25 protein-coding genes are annotated in these 23,787 nt (G+C 65.3%); 11 read left to right on the top strand and 14 right to left on the bottom strand.

All coding sequences use genetic code 11. The annotated features are described in order from the left end of the window. The first annotated feature begins 44 nt into the window (after positions 1-44). The 3 genes from BMW90_RS19740 to BMW90_RS19730 are packed head-to-tail and all read left to right on the top strand — an operon-like array spanning position 45 to position 4,127. Complete coding sequence (locus BMW90_RS19740; RefSeq protein WP_074838371.1) at positions 45-2,147, top strand: YjbH domain-containing protein; 2,103 nt, start codon at positions 45-47, stop codon at positions 2,145-2,147. Then, a complete protein-coding gene (locus tag BMW90_RS19735) occupies positions 2,144-2,731 on the top strand; it encodes a YjbF family lipoprotein (RefSeq protein WP_170850589.1) in 588 nt (195 codons plus the stop codon). The genes BMW90_RS19740 and BMW90_RS19735 overlap by 4 nt, the downstream gene beginning before the upstream one ends. A gap of 25 nt (positions 2,732-2,756) precedes the next feature. Further along, the gene (locus BMW90_RS19730; protein WP_244526558.1) at positions 2,757-4,127 is read left to right on the top strand and encodes a polysaccharide biosynthesis/export family protein; all 1,371 of its coding nucleotides are present in this window, start codon (positions 2,757-2,759) and stop codon (positions 4,125-4,127) included. A 186-nt stretch (positions 4,128-4,313) separates the two neighbouring features. Here the strand turns inward: BMW90_RS19730 and BMW90_RS19725 are convergent, their stop codons facing one another. The 8 genes from BMW90_RS19725 to tal all read right to left on the bottom strand — a co-directional run bounded on the left by BMW90_RS19725 (position 4,314) and on the right by tal (position 13,119). Then, positions 4,314-5,789 carry a mannitol dehydrogenase family protein gene (locus BMW90_RS19725; RefSeq protein WP_074838365.1) on the bottom strand — a complete coding sequence of 492 codons (1,476 nt, stop codon included), beginning with the start codon at positions 5,787-5,789 and terminating at the stop codon, positions 4,314-4,316. Positions 5,790-5,808: 19 nt separating this feature from the next. Next, positions 5,809-6,579, bottom strand: coding sequence for an L-iditol 2-dehydrogenase (locus BMW90_RS19720; RefSeq protein ID WP_170850588.1), 771 nt, complete (start codon positions 6,577-6,579; stop codon positions 5,809-5,811). After that, a complete protein-coding gene (locus BMW90_RS19715; RefSeq protein WP_048535928.1) occupies positions 6,579-7,583 on the bottom strand; it encodes an ABC transporter ATP-binding protein in 1,005 nt (334 codons plus the stop codon). Before BMW90_RS19715 ends, BMW90_RS19720 begins: the two co-directional genes overlap by 1 nt. A gap of 12 nt (positions 7,584-7,595) precedes the next feature. Continuing rightward, complete coding sequence (locus tag BMW90_RS19710) at positions 7,596-8,426, bottom strand: carbohydrate ABC transporter permease (protein ID WP_048535929.1); 831 nt, start codon at positions 8,424-8,426, stop codon at positions 7,596-7,598. A gap of 109 nt (positions 8,427-8,535) precedes the next feature. Continuing rightward, on the bottom strand, positions 8,536-9,402 hold the full coding sequence (locus BMW90_RS19705; protein ID WP_074838361.1) for a carbohydrate ABC transporter permease: 867 nt from the start codon (positions 9,400-9,402) through the stop codon (positions 8,536-8,538). A 120-nt stretch (positions 9,403-9,522) separates the two neighbouring features. After that, positions 9,523-10,830, bottom strand: coding sequence for an ABC transporter substrate-binding protein (locus BMW90_RS19700; RefSeq protein WP_048535933.1), 1,308 nt, complete (start codon positions 10,828-10,830; stop codon positions 9,523-9,525). A gap of 137 nt (positions 10,831-10,967) precedes the next feature. Then, complete coding sequence (locus BMW90_RS19695; RefSeq protein ID WP_074838358.1) at positions 10,968-11,999, bottom strand: LacI family DNA-binding transcriptional regulator; 1,032 nt, start codon at positions 11,997-11,999, stop codon at positions 10,968-10,970. Positions 12,000-12,168: 169 nt separating this feature from the next. Beyond that, positions 12,169-13,119 (bottom strand): transaldolase, encoded by a 951-nt coding sequence (gene tal / locus BMW90_RS19690; protein WP_074838355.1) that lies wholly within the window; start codon positions 13,117-13,119, stop codon positions 12,169-12,171. Positions 13,120-13,433: 314 nt separating this feature from the next. Here tal and BMW90_RS19685 point away from each other — a divergent pair, with 314 nt between their 5' ends. Continuing rightward, entirely contained in the window at positions 13,434-14,177 is a 744-nt protein-coding gene (locus tag BMW90_RS19685; RefSeq protein ID WP_074838352.1) for a FadR/GntR family transcriptional regulator, read from the top strand. A gap of 6 nt (positions 14,178-14,183) precedes the next feature. Here the strand turns inward: BMW90_RS19685 and BMW90_RS19680 are convergent, their stop codons facing one another. The 5 genes from BMW90_RS19680 to BMW90_RS19660 are packed head-to-tail and all read right to left on the bottom strand — an operon-like array spanning position 14,184 to position 16,989. Beyond that, complete coding sequence (locus BMW90_RS19680; RefSeq protein WP_074838349.1) at positions 14,184-15,122, bottom strand: cell envelope integrity protein TolA; 939 nt, start codon at positions 15,120-15,122, stop codon at positions 14,184-14,186. Then, entirely contained in the window at positions 15,119-15,508 is a 390-nt protein-coding gene (locus BMW90_RS19675) for an ExbD/TolR family protein (RefSeq protein ID WP_074838346.1), read from the bottom strand. Before BMW90_RS19675 ends, BMW90_RS19680 begins: the two co-directional genes overlap by 4 nt. Then, entirely contained in the window at positions 15,505-15,891 is a 387-nt protein-coding gene (locus tag BMW90_RS19670; RefSeq protein ID WP_074838343.1) for an ExbD/TolR family protein, read from the bottom strand. The genes BMW90_RS19675 and BMW90_RS19670 overlap by 4 nt, the downstream gene beginning before the upstream one ends. Next, positions 15,884-16,546 carry a MotA/TolQ/ExbB proton channel family protein gene (locus BMW90_RS19665; RefSeq protein WP_074838341.1) on the bottom strand — a complete coding sequence of 221 codons (663 nt, stop codon included), beginning with the start codon at positions 16,544-16,546 and terminating at the stop codon, positions 15,884-15,886. The genes BMW90_RS19670 and BMW90_RS19665 overlap by 8 nt, the downstream gene beginning before the upstream one ends. Continuing rightward, complete coding sequence (locus BMW90_RS19660; RefSeq protein ID WP_139211481.1) at positions 16,543-16,989, bottom strand: hypothetical protein; 447 nt, start codon at positions 16,987-16,989, stop codon at positions 16,543-16,545. Before BMW90_RS19660 ends, BMW90_RS19665 begins: the two co-directional genes overlap by 4 nt. A gap of 212 nt (positions 16,990-17,201) precedes the next feature. On the opposite strand from BMW90_RS19660, the gene BMW90_RS19655 reads away from it, so the two are divergent. Continuing rightward, positions 17,202-17,492 (top strand): hypothetical protein, encoded by a 291-nt coding sequence (locus tag BMW90_RS19655; RefSeq protein ID WP_074838339.1) that lies wholly within the window; start codon positions 17,202-17,204, stop codon positions 17,490-17,492. A 14-nt stretch (positions 17,493-17,506) separates the two neighbouring features. Here the strand turns inward: BMW90_RS19655 and BMW90_RS19650 are convergent, their stop codons facing one another. Then, complete coding sequence (locus BMW90_RS19650) at positions 17,507-18,157, bottom strand: L,D-transpeptidase (protein WP_074838336.1); 651 nt, start codon at positions 18,155-18,157, stop codon at positions 17,507-17,509. Positions 18,158-18,385: 228 nt separating this feature from the next. On the opposite strand from BMW90_RS19650, the gene BMW90_RS19645 reads away from it, so the two are divergent. The 6 genes from BMW90_RS19645 (at position 18,386) to BMW90_RS19620 (ending at position 23,747) form a co-directional block, all read left to right on the top strand. Beyond that, the gene (locus BMW90_RS19645; protein ID WP_074838335.1) at positions 18,386-19,093 is read left to right on the top strand and encodes a GntR family transcriptional regulator; all 708 of its coding nucleotides are present in this window, start codon (positions 18,386-18,388) and stop codon (positions 19,091-19,093) included. A gap of 10 nt (positions 19,094-19,103) precedes the next feature. Beyond that, on the top strand, positions 19,104-20,213 hold the full coding sequence (locus BMW90_RS19640) for a Gfo/Idh/MocA family protein (protein WP_074838332.1): 1,110 nt from the start codon (positions 19,104-19,106) through the stop codon (positions 20,211-20,213). 69 nt (positions 20,214-20,282) lie between these two features. Beyond that, positions 20,283-21,437: an LLM class flavin-dependent oxidoreductase gene (locus BMW90_RS19635; protein WP_074838329.1), complete on the top strand. Its 1,155-nt coding sequence runs from the start codon at positions 20,283-20,285 to the stop codon at positions 21,435-21,437. Then, positions 21,437-22,330, top strand: a complete 894-nt coding sequence (locus BMW90_RS19630; RefSeq protein ID WP_074838326.1) for an aldo/keto reductase — start codon at positions 21,437-21,439, stop codon at positions 22,328-22,330. Before BMW90_RS19635 ends, BMW90_RS19630 begins: the two co-directional genes overlap by 1 nt. Continuing rightward, a complete protein-coding gene (locus tag BMW90_RS19625) occupies positions 22,327-22,854 on the top strand; it encodes a flavin reductase family protein (protein ID WP_074838323.1) in 528 nt (175 codons plus the stop codon). Before BMW90_RS19630 ends, BMW90_RS19625 begins: the two co-directional genes overlap by 4 nt. Next, entirely contained in the window at positions 22,851-23,747 is an 897-nt protein-coding gene (locus tag BMW90_RS19620) for an alpha/beta hydrolase family protein (protein WP_074838320.1), read from the top strand. The genes BMW90_RS19625 and BMW90_RS19620 overlap by 4 nt, the downstream gene beginning before the upstream one ends. The last annotated feature ends 40 nt before the right edge of the window (positions 23,748-23,787 follow it).

Here is a 23,787-nt window from a genome sequence, read left to right as displayed (position 1 = left end):
AGTTTGCCAGTAATTATTCAGGGGCAGGTGATTTGAGACGCCGGGTGACAACGGGGATTGCTTTTGTGCTGTGCGGGTCGGCGCTGGCCGAGCCGCAGATCCAGTCAGGATACACGACCTATGGCACCCCGGGCCTGATCGAAATGCCGACCGCCCATGCCATGCCCGACGGCGAATTGGCTTATACCTTCAGTTATTCCCGCAACACCAAGCGCAATACGCTGACCTTCCAGATGGCGCCCCGGCTGACCGGCAGTTTCCGCTATGCGCTGCTCAATGACATGGACCCGAGTTCTGGGGCGAACTTGGGGACCTCCGGCAGTTTCCGCTTCGACCGAAGCTTTTCGCTGCAATATCTGATCTCCGAGGAATCCGAGCGCTGGCCGGCGGTGTCGGTTGGGCTGAACGACTTTCTCGGCACCGGCATCTACCGGTCCGAGCATGTTGTCGCCAGCAAGACGCTCACGCCACAGCTTCGGGTGACCGGCGGCATCGGCTGGGGCCGTCTGGCCGGGGTCGGCGCATTCGACAACCCGCTCGGGGTTGTGGCCGACCGGTTCAAGACGCGCGAAGACCGGGTCTCCAATCAGGGCGGTCAGCTCGAGGCGAGCGAGATTTTCCGCGGCGATGCGGCGTTTTTCGGCGGGGTCGAGTTTCAGGCTACCGAAAAGCTGAAATTCAGCGCCGAATTCTCCTCCGACCGATACGAGCTCGAGGACGGCGCGACCTTTGATTACGAGAACCCGTTCAATTTCGGCGTCAGCTATCAGGTGCGCAAGAATATCAACCTCAAGGCGCATTACCTCTACGGCTCCGAAGTGGGCGTCCAGCTGACCTATGCGGTCAATCCCAAGAACCCGCCCAATTACAGCGGGCTGGAAAAGGCGCCGCCGCCTGTGGTGCGTCGCAGCGCCGCCGCGCTGGGCTGGGAGGAAACCTATCGCATCAGCGCGCAGAACAGCACCGAACGGCGCGCCGATCAGGTGCTGAAACAATACGGCATGGGGCTGCACGGGCTGACGATCACCGGCGCCACCGCGCGGATCGAAATCGACAACCGCAGCTATCTGAGCCAGGCGCAGGCCGTGGGCCGCGCGGCGCGCGCGATGACCGGCGTGCTGCCGGCGCAGGTCGAGACCTTCGAGGTGGTGCCGGTCAAAAACGGCATTGCGGGCGCCGAGGTCACCCTGCGGCGGCGCGATCTGGAAACGCTGGAATTCGAGCTCGACGGCGCCTGGGACAGCTATGCCCGCGCGCGGATCGAAAGCGCGACAGATCCGCTGAATCCGGTGCCGGGGCGCTACCCGTATTTCGACTATGACATCGGCCCGTATTTCGCGACCAGCTTTTTCGACCCGGACAACCCGTTCCGGGCCGATGCCGGTATCGAGCTCTCGGCCCGGTTCGAGCCGGTGCAGGGCGTTGTGCTGCAAGGCGCGGTGCGCAAGAAGCTGGTGGGCAATCTCGACGAGTCGACGCGGGATTCCACTTCGGTGCTGCCGCATGTGCGATCCGACTTCAATCTCTACGAAAAACACGGCGATCCGGCGCTCAAGCATCTGACCGGCGGCTATTACTTCAAGCCCGGCGAAGACCTCTATGGCCGCGTCACCGCCGGCTATTTCGAAACGCAATATGGTGGCATCTCGACCGAGCTGCTGTGGAAGCCGGTCGACAGCCGGCTCGCCGCCGGGGTCGAGGTCAACTATGTCCGCCAGCGGGCCTTTGACCAGGGGTTCGAGTTCCGGGATTACGAAATCGCCACCGGCCATGCCTCGCTGTATTACGATTTCGGCAATGGCTATGAGGCGCAAATCGATGCCGGGCGTTACCTTGCCGGCGATTGGGGTGCGACCTTCGCGCTTGACCGGACCTTCAAGAACGGCTGGTCGGTCGGAGCCTTTGCCACGCTGACCGATGTGCCGTTCGACGAGTTTGGCGAAGGCTCGTTCGACAAGGGCATCAGGATCGAGATCCCGATCGGCTGGGTCAATGGCCAGGCCACGCGCGAGACTTATACAAACGTGATCCGGCCGGTCACCCGTGATGGCGGCGCGCGGGTGAATATCAACGACCGGCTTTACGAGACGGTGCGCGACACCCACCAGCCGGCACTGGCCGACACATGGGGGCGGTTCTGGAGATGATGCGCAATCTCGTGATCCTCACCCTGGTTCTGCTGGCCGCCTGTAGCCGGCCGGCGCCGGACGTGCGCAGCCAGATTTCCCGCGCGCAGCTCAACGAGGTGACCGAGCCGCTGATGCTGGCCGAGCTCGATGGCCTCGGCACCGCCGCCGGCGTCACCCGGGTCGCGACCAATGGCGATATTGTCACCTGGCAGACCGGCGACAAGGTGGGGCTCAGCTTTCGCTCCGGTGTTCTTGTCGCCACGCGCGGGCTGGGGCAGGATCTGATTTCGGCCGATGTGAGCCATACGCGCGCCGCCCTGCGCGGCGAACGCCAGGGCTATTACACCAAGTTCCACAGCTATCTGGACGGCGAGCATCAGACGCGGTTCCGTAGCTTTCAATGCATCGTCACCGCACGCACGGCCGAGCAGATCGTCATCTTTGAACGGGTCCACGCAACGACGAAGGTCGAGGAGACCTGTCATTCGCCGGGCTTGCGGGTGGACAACGCTTATTGGTTTGGTGACGGGATCATGTGGAAATCGAAACAATGGGTCAGCCCGTTTGCCGGGTATCTTCTGACCGAGCGCCTGGTGCGCTGAGAGTGAATTCCGAGGGAGAAGAAACGTGAATATCTTGGGGAACTTGCGAAACCTGGGGCTTGTCGTCGGCCTCGCGGCACTCGCGGCCTGCGGCGTGACCTATACCAGCCCGACGGTGAAATCCCAGGCCGCCGGTGCCAAGGTGCGGGTCGTGGCGCTCAGCACCCAGAGCGTGCTGCTGGCCAACCGCGAACCCTATGTGCCCCGCTCGCTGCCCGAGGTCTTTTATATGGGCACGGGGGGCGGCACGGCCAATCCCGGCGCGGCACTCCCTCCGGCGCCTTATGTGCCCAACGAGGTGCGCCAGACCCTGACCCTGCGCCTGCCCTCGGACCCGCCGGTCGAGCCCTATCGCATCGGTGTCGGCGACGTGGTGCTTCTGTCGACCAACGGGTCGGCCAGCACCATTGAAGAGCTGTCGGGCATCCTCGCCGTGCAAAATCAGCGCCAGGGCTTCACCGTGCGCGAAGACGGCGCCATCTCGATCCCCAATATCGGACCGGTCTCGATTGCCGGGATGACGCTGGAAGAGGCCGAGGCGCGGCTGTTCCGGGCGCTGGTGGAAAATCAGGTCGACCCGGATTTCTCGCTCGAAATCTCGGAATTCAACTCGAAGAAGATCGTCGTCGGCGGCGCGGTGGTCAATCCGACCATCGTACCGGTAACCTTGAACACGCCGAACCTGGGCCAGGTGCTGACCGCCTCGGGCGGGCTGGCGCTTCAGGACGAAGAGTTCGCCTCGATCCGGCTCTATCGCGACGGCACGCTCTATCAGATCCCGATCCGCGATTTCTACAACCGGCCCGAACTGCAACGCACCCGGCTGCTGGACGGGGACGCGATCTATGTCGACACCTCTTATGATCTCGAACGGGCCCTGACCTTCTACCAACAGAAAATTAACGTCCTGAGCCTGCGCAACCAGGCGCGGGCGCAGGCGCTGACCGAACTGTCGACCCAGATCGGACTGCGGCGCGCCGCTCTGGACGAGCAGCGCAGCAATTTCGAGGCGCGGGCCGAACTCGGTGCGGAAAAGCGCGACTACGTCTACCTCGCCGGCGAGGTCAACAATCAGAGCCGCTTTGCCCTGCCGTATGCCCAACAGGCCAATCTGGCGGATGTGCTGTATGACAACGGCGGCTTCAGCACCCAGACCGGCAACCCGGCGCATATCTATGTGCTGCGCGCCTCTTCGAACCCGGCCGATTTCGGGGCGGTCACGGCCTGGCATCTTAACGCCGGAAATGCCGCCAACATCACCATCGCCACCCAGATGGAGATGCGGCCCAACGATGTCGTGTTCATCGAGGAACAGCCGATCACCAAGTGGAACCGCGCGCTCAGCCAGTTCTTCCCGCCGCTGATCAGCATCGCGACCTCGGCGGTCCGGCAATAAGCTCTGCCGGCCCCTGTCCAGGGCAGGCCCCGGACCAATCCGGGGCCGTTTCCGCCTGCGCCGGTTGCGCGGGGCTGATATGGCTGGTTCATGACGCAGGACGGCGCGCTTCGGCTGGCCGCGCGGCGCACGCAGGCGGGCAGGGGATGACGCGGCCCGGCCGCGCCGTCGCCCCGATGCCGCCGATCAGCCCTGCTGATAGCGGCGCAGTGCGGCCTCGACGCCGTCAGCCCAGATCAGGCTGAGCCATGTGGCAAAAGCTTGGGAAAACCGGGCATTTTCGGCCAGGGCGCCATAGAACTGACGCTGTTCGAGCCAGGCTTGCGGGGCGTCCCGGGCGTCCCGGGCGGCCAGCGCGGCGGCGTTGAGTTGATCCCAGACCGGATCGTTGGGCTCGATGCTGCTGCCGTCCTCGCGGGTTCCGGCGCACATTCGGCACCACAACGCCTGGCTCAGCGCCAGACCTTCGACCGGGGTGCCGGCGGCGAGGCTGTCGCGGATGCCGGGCAGCACCGCGCCGGTGTGACGCGACGAGCCGTCAAAGGCGACGCGGCGCACGGTGTCGTGGATCTTGGGGTTCGAGAACCGCCGGTCGATCAGGTCGACATATTGCGCCGTGCTCATCCCCGGCACGTCATGCACATGCGGCGCGATCTCGTCGAGCGCGACCTTGCGCAGCAGCGCCTTGATGCCGGGGTGGGCCATGGCGCCGGCGATGGTCTCGATGCCCAGAATTTCGGCGGGAGCGGCGATCACCTGATGGCCGCCGTTGAGCATCCGCAGCTTCATCGCCTCGTAGTCATGCACCTGCGCCGAGATCGTCGCGCCGGCCGTTTCCCAGCCCGGGCGGCCGTTGCAGAAATCGTCCTCGATCACCCATTGGCGAAAGTTCTCATGCGTCACCGGCACGTCATCCTCGACGCCGAGCGATCGGACCAGTTCGAGCTCCTTGCGGCCGGTGGCGGGCACGATGCAATCGACCATGGAATTGGGAAAGCTCGAGTTCTCTTCAATCCAGGCCGCGAGATCGGGATCCATCAGCCCGGCCAGCCCGAGAACCACCTCGCGCAGCTTGTCGCCATTGCCGGGCAGGTTGTCGCAGCTCTGGCAGGTGAAGGGCTTGTCGCCCGCTGCGCGCCGCGTCCGCAGGGCGGCGATCATCGCGCCAAAGGCGGTTTTCGGCGCCTCGGGGGTGGCGATGTCGTGCTGGATGTCGGGGTGCGCGGGATCGAAATTCTTGGTCGCGGGATCAAGAAAATAGCCGCCCTCGGTCACCGTCAGCGCAACGATGCGGATTGCCGGATCGGCCAGCTTCTCGATCAGCGGGCCGTTGCCCTCGACGATCGGCACATAGTCGATCATCGATCCCACCACTTCGGCCGAGCTGCCGGCGGGGTCGAGCTCGATCAGGGTGGTCAGGTAATCCTGCGCCGCCATCTTCTGGCGCATCGCCTCGTCATAGGGGCGCACGCCGGCGCCGACGATGGCCCAGTCCTGCGCCTGCCCTGCCTGCATCAGCCGGTGCAGATACCAGGCCTGGTGCGCGCGGTGGAAATTGCCGAGTCCGATGTGCACGATGCCGGGGGTCAGTTCCGACCGGTCATACGTCGGCCGCGTGATGGCCTCGGGCAGGTCGTTCAGGGTGGCGTTCGACAGTTTCATGTTTTCGTCCCTTGTCCGGTCAGCTCATCCATTGGCCGCCATCGACGTTGTAGGTTTGCGAAACGATGTAGTTGGCCTCTTCCGAGGCCAGGAACACCGCCATTCCGGTGAGGTCCGCCGGCACCGCAAAGCGGCCGGCGGGGACGCCGGCTTCGACCTCGGCCTTTTTCTGGCCGGGGGCCTTGCCTTCGAGCCTGGCGAACATGGAATCGACATGCTCCCAATGCTCGCCGTCGACCACGCCCGGCGCGATGGCATTGACGTTGATGCCATGCTTGATCAGGTTCAGCCCGGCCGATTGGGTCATCGAGATGACCGCCGCCTTGGTCGAGCAATAGACCAGCACCAGAGGTTCGCCGCGCCGCCCTGCCTGGGACGCCATGTTGATGATCTTGCCGCCCGTGCCCTGGGCGATCATCTGCCGCGCCGCCGCCTGCATGGTGAACAGCACCCCCGCGACGTTGACCGCATAAAGCCGGTCATAGCTGTCGCGGGTGATGTCCACCGTCTCGGCCGCATCGAAGAGCGCGGCATTGTTCACGAGGATGTCCAGTTTTCCCTGAGTCTTCACGACCTCAGCTATCGCCTGGTCGATGCTCTCCTGCCGCGTGACGTCGAGGTGAACGGCGCTGGCGCCGTCCCCGATCTCATTCGCGGCTGCCCTGGCGGCGTCGAGGTTGATATCCCCGATCGCCGCCCTGGCGCCCTCGTTCACGTAGGCCTTGGCAAATTCCTTGCCGATGCCCCGTGCTGCACCTGTGATCAGCGCGGATTTGCCAGACAGTCGCATCAGTCCAGCCGAAGCCCGTCGGCGCCGAATTTGTGGATGTGCTGGGCCTGCGGCGTCAGATAGACGGTGTCGCCGTGGCGCACGTCGACATCCCCCCCGGCCCGCACGGTCAGCGGATCGCAGCCCGGAATGCCGTGGATGTGGATGAAGGTGTCGGACCCCAGGTGCTCGGCCACGCCGACGGTACCCTGCCATGCGCCCTCGGTGGTCGAGACGTCGATATGCTCGGGGCGGATACCGATGGTGTGGACGCTGTGTTCCGACGCCAGCTTGCCTTCGATCAGGTTCATCTTGGGCGAGCCGATGAAACCGGCGACGAACTTGTTGCGCGGGCGGCGGTAGAGCTCCAGCGGGCTGCCCACCTGTTCGATCACGCCGGCCTGAAGCACCACAATCTTGTCGGCCATGGTCATCGCTTCGACCTGATCGTGGGTGACATAGATCATCGTCGTGGCGAGGCGCTTGTGCATCTCGGAGATTTCCAGCCGCATCCCGACCCGCAGCGCCGCGTCGAGGTTCGACAGCGGTTCGTCGAACAGGAAGGCCGAAGGCTCGCGCACGATGGCCCGGCCGATGGCCACCCGCTGACGCTGGCCGCCCGAAAGCTGGCCGGGGCGCCGGTCGAGGTAGTCGGTCAGGTTCAGCGCCTTGGCCGCGGCCTCGATGCGCTTTTTCTGCTCGGCCTCGTCCATGCCCGCCATTTTCATCGGAAAGGCGATGTTCTTGCGCACCGACATGTGCGGATAGAGCGCATAGGATTGGAAAACCATCGCCAGGCCGCGTTTGGCGGGCGGCAGTTCGGTGGCGTCCTGGCCGTCGATCTCGATCTTGCCCGAGGTGATGTCTTCGAGCCCGGCGATCAGCCGCAGCAGGGTGGATTTGCCGCAGCCCGAGGGGCCGACAAAGACCGTGAACTCGCCATCGTTGATGTTGAGGTCCAAGGGCGGGATGACATTGACGTCGCCGAAGCTCTTGGTCACTTGAGTAAGGTTGATTTGTCCCATGATCTCAGGTCCTTATTTCACTGCGCCGAAGGTCAGGCCGCTGACGAGTTGTTTCTGGCTGAACCAGCCGAGGATGAGGATCGGCGCGATGGCCATGGTCGATGCCGCGCTGAGCTTGGCGTAGAACAGACCCTCGGGGCTGGAGTAGCTGGCGATGAAGGCGGTGAGCGGCGCGGCTTTCGCGGCGGTCAGGTTGAGCGTCCAGAAGGCTTCGTTCCAGGCGAGGATGAAGTTCAGGAGCAGGGTCGAGGCGATGCCGGGCACGGCCATCGGGGTGAGGATGTAGATGATCTCGTCCTTCAGGCTGGCGCCGTCCATGCGGCCCGCTTCGAGGATATCGACGGGGATTTCCTTGAAGTAGGTGTAGAGCATCCAGACGATGATCGGCAGGTTGATCAGCATGATGACGATGACCAGGCCGATGCGGCTGTCGAGGATCCCCAGCTTGATGAAGATCAGGTAGATCGGATAGAGCACGCCGACCGCCGGAAGCATCTTGGTCGAGAGCATCCAGAGCAGGATGTCCTTGGTTCGTTTCGAGGGCACGAAGGCCATCGACCAGGCTGCCGGCACCGCGACGATGATGCCGAGGATGGTCGAGCCGCCTGCGATGATGATCGAGTTCCACAGGAAGCGGGCGTAGTTCGAGCGCTCCATGACGGCGGAATAATTCTCCAGCGTCCAGTCGAAGGCGAGGAACACCGGCGGATCGGCGATTGCCGTGGCCTCGGTCTTGAAGCTGGTGAGGATGGTCCAGAGGATCGGGAAGAAGATCAGCAGACCCACTGCCCAGGCTGCGGCGGTGTTGATCGCCTTGCGTTGATTGGTAACGGCACGTGCCATGTGTCAGTCCTCCCGTCCCGGACCTGCTCCGGGACCTCTTGCGTGACGCCTGTCGGCGGGGGTGGGGGTGAGGTCCCGGGGCAGGCCCGGGACGCGGCGTTGCACTTGCTCAGGCATCGAGATTCTTCCCCACGATGCGCATCAGGAAGATGGCGACGATATTGGCGAGAATGATGGCATAGACACCGCCCGCGGACCCGAGGCCGACGTTCTGGCTTTCCAGCACCCGCTGGAAGATCAGGTAGGTCAGGGTGCGGGTGCCGAAGGCGCCGCCGGTGGTCACGAGGATTTCGGCGAAGATCGACAGCAGGAAGATGGTCTCGATCAGGATGACGATGGTGATCGCCCGGCTCAGGTGCGGCAGCACGATGTACCAGAAGCGTTTCAGCACCGGCGCGCCGTCCATTTCCGAGGCTTCCAGCTGCTCGCCGTCCAACGACTGGATCGCGGTCAGCAGGATCAGCGTGGCGAAGGGCAGCCATTGCCAGGACACGATCAGGATGATCGAGAACAGCGAGGCGTCCGACAGCCAGACCACCGGATCGGCCCCGAAGAAGCGCCAGAGATGCGCCAGCAGGCCGTTGGTGGGGTCCATGAACATGTTCTTCCAGACCAGAGCCGAGACCGTGGGCATGACAAAGAACGGCGCGATCACGAGAATGCGGACGACGCCCTGGCCCCACATCGGCTGGTTCAGAAGGATGCCCAGCAGGACGCCGAAGCCGACCGTGATGATCAATGCACCGCCGACGATGATCAGCGTCGCCTGGATCGACGGCCAGAAGGCCGACGAGGACACGAACCTGACGTAGTTGTCAAAGCCGGTCCACCCAAGGTCGCCACCGCGCAACGGCAGGTAGGTCTTGAACGAAAAGTAGAGCGTCATGAGCAGCGGCACGAGCATCCAGCCAAGAAGCAGGACTACGGCCGGTGCCATCATGAAACGCGCTGCGGATCGGGAATGCTGGGTCGCCATGACACATATCCTCTCTGTTCACGCAAGTTGCATGTCAAACACGGTTAATACTGGGGAGGGTAACACGTATAACGAGAACCGGGGGGTGGATTGCCACCCCCCGACCCTTGGGAGGATGCCTCAGCGGTAGCCGGCGGCTTCCATTTCTTCTTCTGCGATCGCCTGCGCTTTCTCGAGCGCTTCGTCGACCGATTGCTGACCGGCGTAGACCGCCGAGAACTCCTGGCTCACCTGGCTTGCGAGGCCGGCAAACTCGGGGATGGCGACGAACTGGACGCCGACATAGGGCACCGGATCAACGGTCGGGTTCTTGGGGTCCGCCGCGTTGATCGAGTCCAGCGTCATTTTCGCGAAGGGCACTTCCTGGTACTCGGGCGTCTCGTAGAGCGAGGTCCGCGCACCCGGGGGAACGTTGGCCCAGCCTTCGTTTTCGGCCACCAGCTCGATGTATTCCTTCGAAGTGGCCCATTCGATGAATTGCTTCGCCGCGTCCTCGTTGTCGGTGCCGGCCGGGATCGCCAGCGCCCAGGCCCAGAGCCAGTTGGCGCGCTTTTCGACGCCGTCCTTGTTGGGGGCCAGTGCAAAGCCGACCTGATCGGCGACTTCCGAGTCCTCGGGGTTGGTCACGAAAGAGGCCGCCACGGTGGCGTCGATCCACATGCCGCATTTGCCCTGCTGGAACAGCGACAGGTTTTCGTTGAAACCGTTGGTGGCATAGCCGGCCGGGCCGTAGTCGTTCATCAGGTTGGTAAAGAAGGTCAGCGCTTCTTTCCATTCCGGCTGATCGAACTGCGGATCCCATTCTTCGTCGAACCAGCGGGCGCCGAAGGAGTTGCCGGTGACGGTGATAAAGGCACCGCCTTCACCCCAACCGGCCTTGCCGCGCAGGCAGATGCCGTTGACGTCGTTGGCGTCGTCATCCATCGCCGCGGCGGCTTCGCGGATGAACTCCCAGGTGGGGGCCTCCGGCATTTCCAGCCCGGCCTTTTCCATCAGGTCCTTGCGGTACATGATCATCGAGCTTTCGCCATAGAACGGCGCCGCATAAAGCGTGCCGTCGTGGCTCAGGCCATCGCGCATCGCGGGAAGGATGTCGTTGACATCATATTCTTCCGAAAGGCCGTCCAGCGGCACCAGCCAACCGTTCGCACCCCAGATCGGGGTTTCGTACATGCCGATGGTCATGATGTCGAACTGGCCGCCCTTGGCGGTGATGTCGGTGGTCACGCGCTGGCGAAGAACGTTCTCTTCCAGCGTCACCCACTCGACTTCGTGGCCGGTCTTTTCGGTAAAGTCGTCGGTGTAACCCTGCATGCGGATCATGTCACCGTTGTTCACTGTCGCGATTGTCAAGGTCGCGGCCGCGGCAGCCGTCGCCGTGACGGAGACCAGAGCAGACGCTGCAAAGAGTGCATTCGTCAGTTTCATCCAATGTTCCTCCCATGGTTTTTGGATGTCAGTGACGTCATCTAGCCAGATTCGCTCTCCCCGGTCAATAAAAACTTTACGCGCGTAACTTTTATAATTTCCGCGGCGCGGCGCGAACTTTCTGCACTGCGGCAATCTCAGGCGGAGTCGCGCATCACCAGTCGGCCTTCAAAAAGTGTTTCGGCGCGGGGCTCGGTCAGCGCGCCGTTCTCGATCACGTTGAACAGGGTTTCGACGCTGCGGTCGGCGATGGCGGCATAATCCTGCGCGATGGTTGTCATCGGCGGGCAGGTGAACTGGGAGAAAGGATGGTCGTCCATGCCGGCGATGCGCAGGGTGCACTCGGGGCCGCGGCCGACCTTGACGCCTTTGGCATAGGCGGCCGCAATCAGGCCGATGGCCAGCCGGTCGTTGTTGCACAGCACGGTGTCGGTGGCAAAGCCGCCGCGTTCGATCAACGCGCCGCCGCCGTCGAAGCCGATCTGTTCGAAGTTCCAGCCCTGGCCGTCCACGCGCACGATCTCGGGCGTCTGGCCAAGCGATTCCATCGCCGCGACATAGCCGGCGCGGCGGCGGTTGGCGTTCGGGTTAACCGGGTTCCGCATCTCGAAATACACCGGCGGCTGGCCGCTACGGCACAGATAATCCACCATCAATCGCAGAACCTGGGCGTGGTCGGAGCCGACAAAGGCGGCGCCGGTGGCATCCAGATAGCTGTCGAAGAGGACCGTCGGGACATCGGCGCAGAAGCGTTTGATATGGTCGTGATCCGACGGCCGGCCCAGCGCCGCCAGCAGCACGCCGGCCGGTTTCAGAAGCCGCAGGGAATCGAGAATGGCATTTTCCTGCGCCTGTTCGCCGTGCGAGCTGAACAGCAGCGGAAAGAATCCGGCGTCGATGCAGCGCCGTTCGAGATTGCGGGCGATTTCGGCAAAGAACGGATCGGCCAGATAGGGCACGACGATGCCGATGTTCTTGGTCAGCCGCCGGTTCTGGTTCATTGCAAAGATGTTGGGGCGGTATTCGTAGCGTTCGAGCGCCTCTTCGATCCGCGCCCTTGTCGATTTTCGGACGCTGCCGGGATCGTGGAAATACTTTGAAACCGTCGGCCTTGAAATGCCGCTGACCTCGGCAAATTCCTCCATGTTCCTGATTTTGCGCCCCGCCATACGGTGTTCTTTCTTTTTGGGCGCGCGGTGCCGTGACCGGTGTCAAACGGTGAAATGGCCCGCTGTGGGCCATTTCTTTGCGCGCGATAGGATTTTTCTTACGGTAGGTCGGCGAAACCTCCCGGTCAAGAAGTTAGACTCATGCGCGCGTCAAGTGGGATCGGCCCGGTCAGGCCGCGTTCAGCCGTTCCGAGACCAGTTTGATCAGCTTCTTGTGGTCGACATCGAACTTGCGGATGCCTTCGGCAAGCTTTTCGGTTGCCATGGCATCGGCGTTAAGCTCCCAGCGGAAGATGGCCTCATCCATGGTCACCGTCGCCAGGCCGCTGGCATTGTCGGGCGACAGGATGCGCGGAAGTTCGGCCTCGTCACGGTCGAGCTCGTCGAGCAGCGCCGGAGCAATCGTCAGGTTATCGCAGCCCGCCAGCGCCTTGATCTGGCCGACATTGCGGAAAGACGCGCCCATGACCACCGTCTCGATGCCGTTCGACTTGTAGTAATCGTAGATGGCGCGGACCGATTTCACGCCTGGATCCTCTTCGGGCTTGTAGCTGTCGCGGCCCTCGGCCTTCTTGTACCAATCGGTGATCCGCCCGACGAAGGGTGAGATCAGAAAGGCGCCGGCATCGGCACAGGCCACCGCCTGCGCCATGCAGAAGAGCAGCGTCAGGTTGCAGTCGATACCTTCCTTTTGAAGTGTCTCGGCGGCGCGAATGCCCTCCCAGGTTGAAGCCAGCTTGATCAGGATGCGTTCCTTGCCAATGCCGCGCGCCTCGTAATCGGCGATGATCTCGTGGGCGCGCTTGACCGAGGCCTCGGTGTCGAACGACAGGCAGGCATCGACCTCGGTGCTCACCCGGCCCGGCACCAGCTCGGTCAGTCGGGCGCCGATCGCGACGGTCAGCTTGTCGGCCACCGCTTCGGCCGAAAGACCGGCCTTGCGGCCCGCTTCGATTTCTTCGCGCACCAGCGCTTCGGAGCCGGGATCGCTCAGCGCGTTGAGCACGAGCGAGGGGTTGGTGGTGCAATCCACCGGCTCCCAGGTCTTTACCGCCTCCACGTCGCCGGTGTCGGCGACCACGGTGGTCATCTTCCTGAGCTGGTCCAAAACGCTGGTCATTCTGTGTCTCCTGATGAACATTCTGCGCCGCGTGGCGCTGTCCCGCGTGACCTAGCGCATCTTGCAGCCTGGCGAAATGCAGATCTGCGGCTGCGGGGCAAGAACACCCGTCGCGAAAAAATGACGCGTGTCAAAAATAGAACGCACGCGCCTGAAATTTATGTGTCCTGTATCGCGATCGGTGATCGGCCCGGAGGCCGTGTTATAGCGCATGGCAGCGCTAACAATAGGATCGCCCTCGTGCCTGACCCTCATTTGAGTTTCTTCGATCCGCCGCCCTGCGCGGGCGCGGCGCGCGCGCCGGGGGGCCGGACATGCAGCTGAGTGAGAAGCGCGCCGCGGCCGCGATGCTGGACCGGCCCGGCATCCGCTCGTCGCTGCCCACCGGCACCACGCGCGAGATCGTCGAGACGCTTGGCCGGCGCATCGCCAATGGGTTTTATGCGGTGGGCGAGGTGATCCCCAAGGAGGATCAGCTTGCGGCGTCGCTCGGGGTGAGCCGCACCACGGTGCGCGACGCGATCAAGGTGCTGTCGGGCAAGAGCCTGGTGCGGACCGCGCGGCGTTATGGCACGCGGGTGCAGCCGGTGGATGACTGGAACCTGCTGGACCCGGATGTCCTGGCCTGGCATGAGCCGGCGCACCCGAGGTTTCAGGCGATCTTTGTCGAGGCGATGGAGCTGCGCCGGATGATCGAGCCCGAGGCGGCGGCGCTGGCGGCTGTCAGGGCCAGCCCGGCGCAGCGCCGCGCGATCCTCGAGGCGGCCGAGGCCTTTGCCCAGGCACGGGGCGAGGTTGCGCTGCTCTTTGCCGCCGATTGCCGGTTTCACACTGCGGTGATCGCGGCCACCGGCAACCTGATGATGCGCCAGTTGAGCCCGACAATCGTGGCGATGATCCAGGTTGCTTATGACCATGGCGAGACCCGGATCCGCTATGGCGCCAATCTTGGGGTACCGCATGTGGCCGCCGCGCTGGCGATCCGCGATGGCGATGCCGATTTGGCCCGGCGGCGGATGTCGGCGATGCTCTATCCCGATTTCCTCGGCACCGGCTGAGCGGGTCTACCGACCCTGAATGGTGATCCTGAAGCTGCGCTGCGCCCCGGCGGGCGGTTTCGGAAACGGCACGGCGCGGCGGATCTGGCGCAGGGCGGCACGGTCGAGATCGGCGTTGCCGGAACTCTTTGCCAGCGACAGCGCCGCCAGCCTGCCGCTGGAGGAAATGGTGAAGGCGACCACCGCCGCGCCGCTGGCGTTTGCCCTGACCCGACCGACCTGCGCCACGCGGCGCATCACCTGTCCGGGATAATTGCTGGCCGCCGCATTGCCCGCCGTGGGGCTTTTTTGGCCGCGGCCGCTGCTCTGTGCCTTGGCGCCTGCCGTGCCGGTGGCGGCGCCGGCGCGCTTTGGCGGGCCGCCGGCCTTGGGCGGCGCGGCCCGGGCCGGTTGCCGGGCGTCGCGGCGCGGCTCGGCCCGATGCTCGGCTTCGAAGGCGGTGCTGCGTTGCCGGGGCCGCAGGCTGCGGCGGGGCCGGGCGCTGTCGGGGTCGGTGGCCACCACGGTTTCCTGTGGTGGCGCATCCGGCACGACGGTGGGTCGTGGCGCCTCGGCCGCCGGTGCGGCGGGGGGCGCCGCCATGCTTGGGGTGGCGGTCCGCAAGGGCTCGGGGGCCGCGGGGGACGGCGCGGCTGGCAGAGCCCTTGCCGCCGGGGGTGTCGAGCTCGCGCGGGGCGGCGTCTTGGCCTTGGCGATCTCCGGCGGTGGGGCCAATTGCCGGGCCTTGGTGCGGGTGGCCGGGCGGGCGGCGGCGGTGGCGGGTCTGGCCTGTAAGGTGCCGGCGCTGACGTCGGCAAAGGCGGTGCCCAGCCGCACCTCGGCCACGCCGCCGGCGCCTTCGGTCGCGAGGGGGGGCTCTGGCAGCAACACGACCGCCAGCGCCGCATGCGCCGCCACCGCGCCGCAACAGGCCAGCGCCTTGATCAGCGGCGACGAGGCGATCATTCCAGCCCCCGTTCGGTGACGATCACCACCCGGGCCGCGCCGGCCGCCTGCACGGCGCGGCCCAGTGCGACCAGATTTGCCGCCGGCAGGTCGCGGTCTGGCAGGAGACGGGCGACGGGCCGCATTTCCTGCGGCAGATCGGCAAGAAAGGCGGATGGGCTGGCGACGGGGATGCCCTGCCAGGACAGGCGCCCGTCGGCATGGATCACCAGCGCGTCGGCCGGGGCGCGGCCTTCGAGATCGGCGGTGCGCACCAAGGTCAGCCCGGGGTCGAGCGGACGGGCCAGGGTGCCGGCGACAAGGAAAAAGATCAGCATCAGAAAGACGATGTTGATCAGCGCGATGGTGGGTTCGCGGGGCCGACGGGGACGGGCGAGGCGGATCATGACGCCCCCAGCACGGTCACTCGGGCCCCGGGCACCCGCCGCAGCACAGCCAGAAGATCGGTCAGCCGCTGCGCCGTGACCGCGCCGTCGAGCGCGACCAGCACCGGCAGCTCTGCCGCCGCCTCCGGCTGATTGTCGCGCAGCAAGCCGGGCAGCGTGGAGAGGTCCTGCGGCCTGCCGTTGAGCGACAAAGCGACGGGCGACAGGCGCAGGAAAAGCGGGCGGGTGGCATCGGGGGTAGAGCCGGCGCCTCCGGTGGCAAGGTCGATCTCGGCGAACCGGGTGAAGGTCGAGCTCAGCATGAAGAACAGCAGCAACAGGAAAATCACATCGATGAGCGAGGTCATCGACAACCTCCGCCGCCGCCGCGCCTGCCTAAGCATGGGTCGGCTGCGCCTCGGATTGCGACAGGGCGGAGCGATCAACGGCCGGCCCGGCGGGTGCGAGGATGGTGCGCAGGGCGCGCTGCGCAAAGACGCGCTCGCCATCCATCCGCGCCTCGAGCCAGCTCAGAACCAGCGCGGTCGGCATCGCCACCGCCAGCCCCACCGCTGTGGTCAGCAGCGCCACCCAGATGCCGCCGGCAAGGATCGACGGATCGACTTGGGCGCCGGCCTCTTGCAGCGCCTGAAAGGCCGAGATCATCCCCAGAACGGTGCCGAACAGCCCCAGAAGCGGCGCAAGCTGCGCCACGCTGTCGAGCAGGCGAAAGCCGCTTTCGAGCCGGGCGAAACGTGCCTCGGCCTCGGCCTCGAGCCGTGCCGGATCGGCCTGCCCGGACAAGGCCATTTCGATCACTGGCCTGAGATAGCTGCGCGAGCGTTGCAGGGCGGCGCCGGCCTTTGCGCCATCGCCGGCATCCCAGGCGGCAACCGCCTCTTGCAAGGCGCGGTGACTGCCGACGCGGGCGGCGGCGAATTGCCAGAGCTTGTAGAGCACCACGGTCAGCACCAGCACCGAAAGCGCGCCGAGGATCAACACCACCGGCCCGCCCAGATCGGCGATCCGGGACAGCGCTTCGGCCAAGGTGGCGATCATCCCAGAAGCTCCACGGCGGTGCGGCTGCTGAGCAGCAGCCCGTCCTCGCAGGCCCCCTCGGCCAGACCGGCGCCGGTGCAGGTCTCGGCGCCGTTGAACAGCACCCGGCCCAGCGCCTCGCAGGCCAGGTCCGGCACCACGAACTGTCGTACCCGGGGCCGCGCGGCGGGCAGGGTGCCGAAATCGAACAGCGTCAGCCGCTCGACCCGCCCTTGGCTGTCGAACAGCACCGCCTCGAAAACCGCCTGGGTGATATCGGCGTCATGGCCGTTCTGGATCAGGAAGCTCATCTGGCAGGCGCCCTCGAGGCTGTCGAGCGCGTTCAACTCGACGGAAAGCGCGGCGCCCTGCTCCTCTTGCGCCAGCACGGGCGTGGCGGTCATCAGGGCGGCACAGAGCGCGAGGCCGCGCGGGGCAAGGTGTTTCAACGGCCAGAGTCCCATTGGCTACTCCCATTGGCGTGACGGTCCCGGCGGCAGAGTACCGCCTGCGCCGAGAATGACCAGTGCCGCCGACCGCGCTGCCCGAAACGGGCCGGAACATGCGCAGCCTTGGCGCAACGTCGTGGCAGTCTGGCGTCAATCCGGCAACTCGGCCATTGGCTTTCGCGGCGGTTTGGTGTCAATCTCCGGCAAAATCAACAAGGATATCATTGATGAGGCCACATCTTTTCGCCCTGCCATCCGCGCTTTTCCTGCTTGCCGCCTGCGAGCCGACGGGCTCTACCGCGCGCCGGGTTGCCGTCATGCCGCTGCCGGAATCGGTGCGCGCCATCGCCGCGCCGGGCCAAGACCTTTCGACCGCCTATTTGCGGTCTTCCGACGGGTGTTACTGGTATCGCTACGACGGCCCGGTCGAGACTACCGACCTGCCGCTGCGCTCGACCGGCGGCGCGCTGATCTGCACGCGCCGCGAAAAGCCGGCGGATCCGGCCACCACGAGCTGAGGCCGGGGGCGGGGTCAGCTCGTGGCTGTGACCCCATCTTCGGTGGCGTAAAGATAGGCGGTCACACCGGTTTCGACATTGGGGTAGAGGTCGATGATGTGCGCCATCACCATGCGCACGCAGCCCGAGCTTGCCCGGCCGCCGATCGATTGCGGCAGCGGCGTGCCGTGAATCCGCAGATAGGTGTCGCGATTGCCGACGAAGAGATAAAGCGCGCGCGCGCCCAGCGGGTTGCGCGGGCCCGGCGGCTGGCCGTCGGCCCATTTCAGATAGCGCTCCGGCTCGCGGGCGATCATCGCGTCGGTGGGCCGCCAGCCCGGCCATTTCGCCTTGCGGCGGATGGTGTAGGTGCCCGGCTCGTAAAGATCGCCCTTAGCGATTGCCACGCCATACCGCATCGCGGTGCCGTCGTCGCCGATGTGATAGAGATAGCGCGCCACCGCATCGACGTGGATGTCGCCCGGCGTCAGGCCTTCCTTGTGCGAGACCTGCGTCGGCAGAAGCCGGGGATGCAGCCCCCAGGGGTTTGTGGTTGCCGGATCATAATCGGCCGGCGTCACCTGTGCATCCCAAGTGGCCCATTTGGACGATTGCGCTTGGGCGGCCAGCGGCGCGGAAAAGAGCGCGGCGCTGCTGGTGGCAATGAAATGGCGTCTGGTCAGCATCGTCGGGTCACATCCTTTGATCGGTCACAGCCCTGCATGGCACGGGTGCAAGAGGGAATGAAGCCGCACAGAGTGTTTTTGCGGGCGGCGGAGCACTAGGGTAACATCTATGACGCGACAGCGCGAAGGCAAACTGCACGCGCACGGGGGTGAAAAGCCGTTTGCGCTTCCCCGGCTTCGGTGTAAAGCAATTGCAGATCAATTTGCCGCAGCCGGGGAGGGCGAGGCGTGACGACAGACCGGCCCACGACACAGGCTTTGCCGCTCTATCTTCAGATCAGCGAGGTGCTGCTGCGCGACATCGCCGCCGGGCGGCTTGTGGATGGCGAGCGTCTGCCACCGGAACGCGATATGGCGCGCCAGCATGCCACCAGCGTCACCACCCTGCGCAAGGCGCTGGCCGAACTCGAATCCAAGGGGCTGCTGGAGCGGATCCAGGGCTCTGGCAACTACATCCGCGCCGGGCAGGGCAAGGCGATCCCCGGCGAATATTCAATGTTCCGGCTGGAGCTGCGCACTGGCGGCGGTTTGCCCACCACGCAGCTGATCGCGGTCGACGCGCTGCGCAAGGATCACGATTGGGGCACCGCGTCCGAGGCCAGCCGGGTCCGGCGGCTGCGCTTCATCGATGGCCGGCCTGTCGCTGTCGAGGAGATCTGGCTCGATGCCGATTCCGGCCGCGTCGAGGCGGCGCAGCTTTCCGATTCGCTGTACCGTTATTACCGGCTGCGGCTGGGGCTCTGGATCACCCGCGCCGAAGACCGGGTCACGATTGATAGGGTGCCGGATTGGGCGCCGGCTGCCTTTGGCCCCGCGCCGGGCAGCGTCACCGGCTATATTGAACGCTACTCGTGGGGTCGCGGCTCCGAGCCGGTGGAATTTTCCCGCACCTGGTTCGACACCAGGGTGGCGCATTACGTGCAGCGCATGACATGAGGAGACTTACATGACGACGACCCGCTATGGTGTCATCGGATGTGGCATGATGGGCCAGGAACACCTGCGCAACATCGCGCTTTTGCCAGAGGCCGAGGTGGCCGCGATTTTCGAGCCCGACCCCGCCATGGCCGCAGCGGCGCAGGCGCTGGCGCCGGGGACGGTGATGGCCGAGAGCGTCGAGGCGCTGCTGGCCGAGCCGGAGCTCGACTGCCTGCTGATCGCCAGCCCGAATTTCCGCCATGTCGAGCAGATGGAGCGCATCGCTGCCACCAAGCCGCTGCCGCTGCTGGTGGAAAAGCCGCTGTTTACCGATCCCGCCCATCAGTCGCGCATCGAGGCGCTGATGGCGCGCTATCCGGCGCCGGTCTGGGTGGCGATGGAATATCGTTACATGCCGCCGATCGCCGCACTGCTGGCCGAGGTCGAACAGGCCACCGGCGGAGTCAGGATGCTGACGATCCGCGAACATCGCTTTCCCTTCCTGCACAAGGTCGGCGCCTGGAACCGTTTCAACCGCTACACCGGCGGCACCTTCGTCGAGAAATGCTGCCATTTCTTCGACCTGATGCGGCATATCCTGAAATCCGAGCCGGTGCGCATCATGGCCTCGGGCGGGCAGGCGGTGAACCACATGGACGAAGACTATGAGGGCCAGCGCCCCGACATCGCCGACCATGGCTATGTCATCGTCGAGTTCGCCAGCGGCGTGCGGGCCATGCTCGAACTGTGCATGTTCGCCGAGGGTGCGCGCTATCAGGAGGAGGTGGTGGCCGTCGGCCCGATGGGCAAGATCGAGGCGCTGGTGCCCGGCCCAGGCCGGTTCTGGCCGGCCGATCTGGGGGCGCCGCCGGTGCCGCAGCTGATCGTCAGCCCGCGTCAGCCGAAAGGGCCGGAGACGCGCGAGATCCCCGTCGATCCGACGCTGCTCGAGGCGGGCGATCACAACGGCTCGACCTATTTTCAGCATCTGGAGTTCCTGCACCTGGTGCGCGGCACGCGGACCGCCCCGGATGTCAGCCTGCGGGACGGGCTGATCTCGGTGCTGATGGGGCAGGCGGCGCAGGAGTCGATGGCCACCGGAAAAGCCGTGGATCTGAGACTGTCGACGGAAAATTGATACACCATTGATGTATGTGCCGTGCTGCGCTAGATTCAGCGCAGCACATGCCATCGGAGTCCTGACCAAATGACCATCGTTCCGGTAACCTCGGCCGATCTCGACGCCGCAGAAGTTTCGTGGTTCGCCGCGCTCTGCGCCGACGATTACCGCTTTCTGGGCCAGCCCGACGGTGATCTGCGCTCGAGCTGGGAGCATTGCTCGAACATTCTCAGGACCGCCGAGGCCAATGGGTTTCGCAACATCCTCTGTCCCTCGTCCTATCAGGTGGGGCAGGACACGCTGAGCTTTGTCGCCGGCTGCGCCCCGATCACCGAACGGATCAACATGCTGGCCGCTGTGCGCTGTGGCGAGATGCAGCCGATCATGCTGGCGCGGACGCTGGCGACGCTGGATCACATGCTGAAGGGGCGGCTGACGGTCAATATCATCTCGTCCGACTTTCCCGGCCAGCGCGAGGACAGCAAGTACCGCTACAGGCGCAGCCATGAGGTCGTGGAGATCCTCAAGCAGGCCTGGACCCGGGACGAGATCAATTATGATGGCGAGATCTACAAGTTCGAGGGCCTCACCGCCGACCCGGCCAAACCCTATCAGACCGGCGGCCCGCTGCTCTATTTCGGCGGCTATTCCCCCGACGCGCTGGAGCTCTGCGGCAAGCATTGCGACGTCTATCTGATGTGGCCGGAAAAGCAGGAGGATCTGGCGGAGCGCATGAAAGCCGTGCATGCCGTCGCCGAACGCCATGGCCGCACGCTGGATTACGGGTTGCGGGTGCATATGATCGTGCGCGAGACCGAGGCCGAGGCCCGCGAGTATGCCGATCACCTGGTCAGCAAGCTGGACGACGAATACGGCCGGCTGATCCGCGAACGGGCGCATGACAGCATCTCGCTCGGCGTGTCGCACCAGGCCCGCGCCCGCGAGCTGGCCGACCAGTTCGGCTATGTCGAGCCCAACCTCTGGACCGGTATCGGCCGGGCGCGCTCGGGCTGTGGTGCGGCGCTGGTGGGTTCGGTCGATCAGGTGATGACCAAGATCGAAAGCTACAAGAAAATGGGCATGCGCAGCTTCATCTTTTCGGGCTACCCGCATCTCGACGAATGCAAATATTTTGGCGAGCTGGTGATGCCGCATCTCAAGACCTGCTCGCTGCCGCATGAATATGGCCGCGTGCCAGAGACAACGCCGCCGACCCCGCTGGGCGCAGGAGAGAGAAAATAATGCAACGTGTGAGCCTGAGCGGCCAGATGGAAATGTCGCGCCTTGTCTATGGCATGTGGCGGGTGGCGGATGACGCCGATACCTCGCCGGGCCATGTACAGGCCAAGTTGGAGGCCTGTCTCGAACAGGGCATCACCACCATCGACCAAGCCGATATCTATGGCGATTACGGCGCCGAGGAAGTGCTGGGCGCGGCGCTCAAGGTGGCGCCGGGGCTGCGCGACCGGATCGAGATCGTGACCAAATGCGACATCATCGCGCCGATCGGCAAGTACAGCGACCGGCGGGTGAAATACTATGACACCTCGGCGGCGCATATCACCGCCTCGGTCGAAGCCTCGCTGGCCAATATGGCCACCGATCACATCGACCTGCTGCTGATCCACCGGCCCGATCCTTTCATGGATCACCATGAGACCGGCGGCGCGCTCGACGGGCTCGTGGCCTCGGGCAAGGTGCGCCATGTGGGCGTATCGAACTTTCGCCTGAACGACTGGACGCTGCTGCAATCGGCGATGACCGTGCCGCTGGTGACCAACCAGATCGAGGCCAGCGTGCTCTGCCCCGCGCCGTTCCTCGAGGGCGAGATCGCCTGGATGCAGGAGCGTGGCATTCATCCGATGGCCTGGTCGCCGCTGGCCGGCGGGCAATTGTTCTCCGACGCGGGCAAGACCATGCGCCGGCTGCTCGAGCGGATTGCCGACGAGCAGGGCGCCGATGTCAGCGCGGTGGCGGTGGCCTGGCTCCTGGCGCATCCGGCGGGGCTCTTGCCGGTGCTGGGTACCAACAACCTCGACCGCATCCGCGCGCTGTCGCGGGCCACCGAGATCGAGATCGACCGCGAGACCTGGTTCGAGATCCTCACCGCCGCCATGGGAAAGGAAGTGCCATGAGCCTTCAGGAAAAGATGACCCATTTCGTGCCCGGCGCGCGATTGGGAGAAGCCGAGAGCCGCAGCCTGCGCGGCGCGCTGTCGCGCTTTGGCACCGGGGTGGCGATTGTCACCACGCAGGGCGCGGACGGCCCGGTGGGCATGACGGTCAACAGCTTCTCGTCGGTGTCGCTCGACCCGCCGCTGGTGCTCTGGTCGGCGGCGCGGGCCTCGCGGCGCTATCCGCATTTCGCCAAGGCCTCGCATATGGCGATCCATGTGCTCGGTGCCGATCAGCTCGAGCTTTGTCAGGCCTTTGCCGCCTCGGCGCATGCCTTTGACTCCGCCGACTGGCACATGGGCGCGGATGATCTGCCGGTGCTCAAGGGCTGTCTGGCACGGTTCGATTGCGCGGCCTATGCCGAATATGACGGCGGCGATCACGGTATCCTTGTCGCCCGCGTGCTGCGCGCCACCATTGGCGAGGGCGCCCCGCTCCTCTGCTACCAGAGCCGCTTCGGCCGTTTCGATCCCGAGGGCAGATGACGGCCAGCGCGCTTTCCGACAGGCTTGCGACATTGCTCGGCCCGCGATTTTCGCAGGCCGGGCCGCCGCATGTCAGGGTCCTGGAAACGCGCGACCATCACGGCTGGCTGCTCGACGATCTGAGCTTCGACTTTGCCGGCGAAACCGCGCCGGCGTGGTTTCTGCGCCCGCCCTCGGGCCAGGTGCCGGCGGTGCTCTACGCCCATGCCCATGGCAACAATTACGCGCTCGGCCGGGATGAGCTGATCGCGGGACGCGGGTCGCTGCAAGGCGCCTTCGGGGCCGATCTGGTGGCGCAGGGCATTGCCGCGCTCTGCATCGAGATGCCGGGGTTCGCGGCGCGGCGGTCGCCGCCTGAATCGGCCCGTGCCAAGGCGGCGCTCTGGCGTGGCGAAACGCTCTGGGGGCAGATGCTGGCAGAGCAACGCGCCGGGGTAGATTTCCTCGCCGGGCATGCACAGGTGGACGAGACCCGCATCGGCGCGATGGGGTTTTCCATGGGCTGCACGCTGGCCTGGTGGCTGGCAGCGCTCGATCCGCGGATTCGCGCCACCAGCGCGCTTTGCTGTTTTGCCGATATCGGCGAGCTGGTGCGGCTCGGCGCGCATGATCTGCACGGCGATTTCATGACCGTGCCGGGCCTGCTGGCCACGGCGCGCAGCGGCGAGATCGCCGGGCTGATCGCGCCGCGCGCCTTGCAGATCGCTATTGGCGCGCAGGATCCGCTGACGCCGCCCACGGCGTTCGACATCGCGCGGGCAGATCTGACCGCGGCTTATGCCGGCTCCGAGGCGGCGCTGCGCTTTCACATCGAGCCGGAGGACGGTCACCGCGAAACCCCGGCAATGCGTCTGGCCGTGCTCGATTTTCTGCGCCGCGAGCTGGCCGCGTGAGGGCGCGTTTGACAAAGCGCCCGGGTGTGTGTGTGACTGG

This window comes from Marinovum algicola, assembly GCF_900109145.1.
In the GTDB taxonomy this organism is placed as follows: Bacteria; Pseudomonadota; Alphaproteobacteria; order Rhodobacterales; family Rhodobacteraceae; genus Marinovum; species Marinovum algicola.
Note: the sequence above shows the minus strand (reverse complement) of the source record. Positions and strands in the feature narration are given on the sequence as shown.

Bases quoted from the DNA above. Each gene is read 5' to 3' on its own strand.
- BMW90_RS19735 (WP_170850589.1), top strand. From the start codon at position 2,144: ATGATGCGCAATCTCGTGATCCTCACCCTGGTTCTGCTGGCCGCCTGT.
- BMW90_RS19725 (WP_074838365.1), bottom strand. From the start codon at position 5,789: ATGAAACTGTCGAACGCCACCCTGAACGACCTGCCCGAGGCCATCACG.
- BMW90_RS19720 (WP_170850588.1), bottom strand. From the start codon at position 6,579: ATGCGACTGTCTGGCAAATCCGCGCTGATCACAGGTGCAGCACGGGGC.
- BMW90_RS19715 (WP_048535928.1), bottom strand. From the start codon at position 7,583: ATGGGACAAATCAACCTTACTCAAGTGACCAAGAGCTTCGGCGACGTC.
- BMW90_RS19710 (WP_048535929.1), bottom strand. From the start codon at position 8,426: ATGGCACGTGCCGTTACCAATCAACGCAAGGCGATCAACACCGCCGCA.
- BMW90_RS19705 (WP_074838361.1), bottom strand. From the start codon at position 9,402: ATGGCGACCCAGCATTCCCGATCCGCAGCGCGTTTCATGATGGCACCG.
- BMW90_RS19700 (WP_048535933.1), bottom strand. From the start codon at position 10,830: ATGAAACTGACGAATGCACTCTTTGCAGCGTCTGCTCTGGTCTCCGTC.
- BMW90_RS19695 (WP_074838358.1), bottom strand. From the start codon at position 11,999: ATGGCGGGGCGCAAAATCAGGAACATGGAGGAATTTGCCGAGGTCAGC.
- tal (WP_074838355.1), bottom strand. From the start codon at position 13,119: ATGACCAGCGTTTTGGACCAGCTCAGGAAGATGACCACCGTGGTCGCC.
- BMW90_RS19685 (WP_074838352.1), top strand. From the start codon at position 13,434: ATGCAGCTGAGTGAGAAGCGCGCCGCGGCCGCGATGCTGGACCGGCCC.
- BMW90_RS19680 (WP_074838349.1), bottom strand. From the start codon at position 15,122: ATGATCGCCTCGTCGCCGCTGATCAAGGCGCTGGCCTGTTGCGGCGCG.
- BMW90_RS19675 (WP_074838346.1), bottom strand. From the start codon at position 15,508: ATGATCCGCCTCGCCCGTCCCCGTCGGCCCCGCGAACCCACCATCGCG.
- BMW90_RS19670 (WP_074838343.1), bottom strand. From the start codon at position 15,891: ATGCTTAGGCAGGCGCGGCGGCGGCGGAGGTTGTCGATGACCTCGCTC.
- BMW90_RS19665 (WP_074838341.1), bottom strand. From the start codon at position 16,546: ATGATCGCCACCTTGGCCGAAGCGCTGTCCCGGATCGCCGATCTGGGC.
- BMW90_RS19660 (WP_139211481.1), bottom strand. From the start codon at position 16,989: ATGGGACTCTGGCCGTTGAAACACCTTGCCCCGCGCGGCCTCGCGCTC.
- BMW90_RS19655 (WP_074838339.1), top strand. From the start codon at position 17,202: ATGAGGCCACATCTTTTCGCCCTGCCATCCGCGCTTTTCCTGCTTGCC.
- BMW90_RS19650 (WP_074838336.1), bottom strand. From the start codon at position 18,157: ATGCTGACCAGACGCCATTTCATTGCCACCAGCAGCGCCGCGCTCTTT.
- BMW90_RS19640 (WP_074838332.1), top strand. From the start codon at position 19,104: ATGACGACGACCCGCTATGGTGTCATCGGATGTGGCATGATGGGCCAG.
- BMW90_RS19635 (WP_074838329.1), top strand. From the start codon at position 20,283: ATGACCATCGTTCCGGTAACCTCGGCCGATCTCGACGCCGCAGAAGTT.
- BMW90_RS19630 (WP_074838326.1), top strand. From the start codon at position 21,437: ATGCAACGTGTGAGCCTGAGCGGCCAGATGGAAATGTCGCGCCTTGTC.
- BMW90_RS19625 (WP_074838323.1), top strand. From the start codon at position 22,327: ATGAGCCTTCAGGAAAAGATGACCCATTTCGTGCCCGGCGCGCGATTG.
- BMW90_RS19620 (WP_074838320.1), top strand. From the start codon at position 22,851: ATGACGGCCAGCGCGCTTTCCGACAGGCTTGCGACATTGCTCGGCCCG.